Genomic DNA, 3,763 nt, shown 5'->3' with positions numbered 1-3,763 from the left:
ATGAACGAAACGGGCGCCCGGCGGTTCCTTGCGGAAGTCGTCCGGACGCCCGTCAGCGTTCGTTCGCAGTCGGCTGATCAGATGATCAGCCGCTCCCGGCAGCTCAGCTCTGTCCGCCGGCCAGCTTCTCGCGCAGCGCGGCCAGGGCCTCGTCGGTGGCCAGGGCGCCGGAGTTCTCGGCGGGGGCCGAGGAGTAGCTGGACGGGGCCGCCTCGCCCGGAGCCGCAGCGGCGCCGCCACCGGCCGCGGCGGCCTCGGCGTCGGCCTTGCGGGCCTCGGAGATCTGCCGCTGGTGCTGCTCGAAGCGGGTCTGCGCCTCGGCGTACTGGCGCTCCCACTCCTCGCGCTGGGCGTCGAAGCCTTCGAGCCACTCGCCGGTCTCCGAGTCGAAGCCCTCGGGGTAGACGTAGTTGCCCTCGGCGTCGTAGGACGCGGTCATGCCGTAGAGCGTCGGGTCGAACTGGTCCACGCTCGCGTCGCCGGTCAGACCCTCGTTGGCCTGCTTGAGCGAGAGGGAGATGCGGCGGCGGTCCAGGTCGATGTCGATGACCTTGACGAAGATCTCGTCGCCGACCTGCACGACCTGCTCGGGGATCTCCACGTGCCGCTCGGCCAGCTCGGAGATGTGCACCAGGCCCTCGATGCCCTCGTCCACCCGGACGAACGCGCCGAACGGCACCAGCTTGGTGACCTTGCCCGGCACGACCTGCCCGATCTGGTGGGTGCGGGCGAACTGCTGCCAGGGGTCCTCCTGCGTCGCCTTCAGCGACAGCGAGACCCGCTCGCGGTCCATGTCCACGTCGAGCACCTCGACGGTGACCTCCTGGCCGACCTCGACCACCTCGGAGGGGTGGTCGATGTGCTTCCAGGACAGCTCCGAGACGTGCACCAGGCCGTCCACGCCACCGAGGTCGACGAAGGCGCCGAAGTTGACGATCGAGGAGACCACACCCGAGCGGACCTGACCCTTGAGCAGCGTGGTGAGGAACGTCTGGCGCACCTCGGACTGGGTCTGCTCCAGCCAGGCGCGGCGGGAGAGCACCACGTTGTTGCGGTTCTTGTCCAGCTCGATGATCTTGGCTTCGAGCTCCTTGCCGACGTACGGCTGGAGGTCGCGCACCCGGCGCATCTCGACCAGCGAGGCGGGCAGGAAGCCGCGCAGCCCGATGTCGATGATCAGGCCGCCCTTGACCACCTCGATCACCGTGCCGGTGACGATCCCGTCCTCTTCCTTGATCTTCTCGATCGTGCCCCACGCCCGCTCGTACTGCGCGCGCTTCTTGGACAGGATCAGCCGGCCCTCCTTATCCTCCTTCTGGAGGACCAGGGCCTCGACGTGGTCGCCCACCGCGACCACCTCGTGCGGATCCACGTCGTGCTTGATCGACAGTTCGCGCGACGGGATGACGCCCTCGGTCTTGTAGCCGATGTCGAGCAGGACCTCGTCCCGGTCAACCTTCACGATGGTTCCGTCGACGATGTCGCCATCGTTGAAGTACTTGATGGTCTCGTCGATGGCGGCGAGGAATTCCTCCTCCGAACCGATGTCGTTGATCGCGACCTGCGGGGTTCGGATGGTCTCGGTGCTGCTCGTCATGGGAGAAAGGGCTCCGGGTACGGAATATGTGGTCGGATGACACACGCGGCGGAGCCTGACTCGGGAACTGAAGCGGTTCGAAAGTCGGTGCGGCCCCCTCGGTCCGAAGCCACACGGGTCCGCAGCGCAAAAGCCAGAATACGGGCCGCACGCTTCCATGGTCAATCGCGCCGACCGCGATCACACCGAACCGTGACGTGGATAGCGGGGCGCGTGGTGGACGCCCGGCGGACCATCGCAAGATAGCGTGTCGGGGCCTTGTTACGGAAGTACGCTTACCGATTCGCAGCGGCCCGGGGGCCTGGTGACCGGTGCGAAACTTGGGGCATGAGCGAAGATCCGACCGCTTTGGTGACACGGCGTCAGGCGGGAAACGCGGAGACCGTACGGGCGAACCGGGACTGGTGGGACGGCGCGGCCGCCTGGTACCAGGCGGAGCACGGCGAGTTCCTCGGCGACACCCGCTTCCTGTGGTGCCCCGAAGGCGTCTACGAGGACGAAGCGCGGCTGCTCGGCCCGGTGGCCGGGCGGCGGGTGCTGGAGGTCGGCTGCGGCGCCGCGCAGTGCTCGCGCTGGCTGGCGATGCAGGAGGCGCACGTCGTGGGATTCGACCTGTCGGCGCGGCAGCTGGCGCACGCCAGGCGGATCGACGATGGGCTCGGCAACGCGCCGCTGCAACTCGTGCAGGCGGACGCGACGGTGCTGCCGTTCGCCGACGACGCTTTCGACCTCGCTTGTTCGGCGTTCGGCGCGGTGCCGTTCGTGGCGGATTCGGCGGCAGTGATGCGTGAGGTCGCTCGGGTGCTGCGGCCCGGTGGGCGGTGGGTGTTCGCGGTATCGCATCCGTTCCGCTGGTGTCTGCCGGACGATCCGGGCAACGGCGGGTTGGTCGTGCGGGACTCGTACTTCGATCGACGCCCTTACGTCGAGCAGGATGAGGACGGCGTCGCGACGTACGTAGAGCACCATCGGACGCTCGGCGACCGAGTGCGGGAGCTGACGGCCGCAGGTCTGGTGCTGCTCGATCTGGTGGAGCCCGAGTACCCGGGGGATCTGGGCGACCGGTGGGGCGGCGGCTGGTCCGCGCTGCGCGGACGGCTCGTGCCGGGCACGGTGATCTTCGTGACCGAGAAGCGGTAGGCCACGCACGGACGGTGCACTGCTGGAACCCGGCGATCCCAGCAGATACAGTCCTGACCGCAGTGCTCGTACGGTCCTGAACGCAGTACTTCAGTGCCAAATTCCGGAAGGGGCACGAAACCCATGGCCCGTCGACAAATCGCCGACGGCGCCTTGGTCGCCTTCGGCACCCTCGGCGGCAACATGCTCGCCTACGGGTTCAGCGTCGCGATCGCGCACCAGCTCGACCAGGCCGGGTACGGCCAGATCGGCGCGCTGCTGACGATCCTGCTGGTGGCCTCGATTCCGGCGACGGCGATCCAGGCGGTCACCGCACGTCGCGTGGCCAGTGCGGGCACGCAGGATCCAGCGGCGTTGCGTGCGTTCACCGCGCCTTTGGTGCGTTGGTCACTGCTGATCGGGGTCGCAACGGCGGTTGTGCTCGGCGGGCTCGCACCGGTGGTCTCGGCGCTGCTGCCTGCGGTGTCCACTGGCCAGGTGGCCTGGACGGCGCTGGCGCTGATTCCCAATGCGCTGATCTACTGCTACCTGGGGATCGCGCAGGGCGGCTCCCGCTTTCGGGCTTACACCGTGCTGTTCGTGGCGATGAACGGGGCCAAGCTGGCGGCCGGACTCGGTGCGGGGGCGGTCGGGGCGACACCGGGCCTGATCATGGGGGCGGTGGCGGCCGCGTGGTTCGTGACCGCGGCGGCGGCGCACTTCGCACTGCGGGACATGGTCGGCATGCCGCGCTTCGAGCGCGGGCTCGGATACCTGCGCGAACTGGGCACGGCGTCGTGGAGCCTCGGCGCGGTACTGCTGCTGTCACTGCTCGACGGGCTGCTGGCCGCGCACTACATACGCGGGGACGCCCTCGGGCGCTACCAGGCCGGTGCGATGTTCACTCGGGCGGGCTACTTCGCTCCGCAGTTCGCCGGGGTGCTGGCGTACCCGAAGCTGGCGGTGCCGGAGACCCGGCGCAAGGCTCTGACGACGGCGATGGGGCTGGCGGTGGGGATCGGGCTGGCGATGGTCGTGACCACCGTG

General features: G+C 68.9%; 3 protein-coding genes. 2 read left to right on the top strand and 1 reads right to left on the bottom strand.

Annotated features, from left to right (window positions below; all coding sequences use genetic code 11):
* Nucleotides 1-103: 103 nt before the first annotated feature.
* Entirely contained in the window at nt 104-1,597 is a 1,494-nt protein-coding gene (rpsA, locus tag VGS97_RS02450) for a 30S ribosomal protein S1 (RefSeq protein WP_326851505.1), read from the bottom strand.
* Between the two features lie 327 nt (nt 1,598-1,924).
* On the opposite strand from rpsA, the gene VGS97_RS02445 reads away from it, so the two are divergent.
* Nucleotides 1,925-2,737 (top strand): class I SAM-dependent methyltransferase, encoded by an 813-nt coding sequence (locus tag VGS97_RS02445; RefSeq protein ID WP_326851504.1) that lies wholly within the window; start codon nt 1,925-1,927, stop codon nt 2,735-2,737.
* Nucleotides 2,738-2,860: 123 nt separating this feature from the next.
* Nucleotides 2,861-3,763, top strand: a 903-nt coding sequence (locus VGS97_RS02440; protein WP_326851503.1) for a hypothetical protein, incomplete at its 3' end; no start/stop codon positions are given.

Origin of the sequence: Actinocrinis sp., from assembly GCF_035946395.1 — a bacterium.
Taxonomy (GTDB): Bacteria; Actinomycetota; Actinomycetes; order Streptomycetales; family Catenulisporaceae; genus Actinocrinis.
The sequence above is the reverse complement of the archived record's forward strand: the minus strand, read 5'-3'. Positions and strand labels throughout refer to the sequence as shown.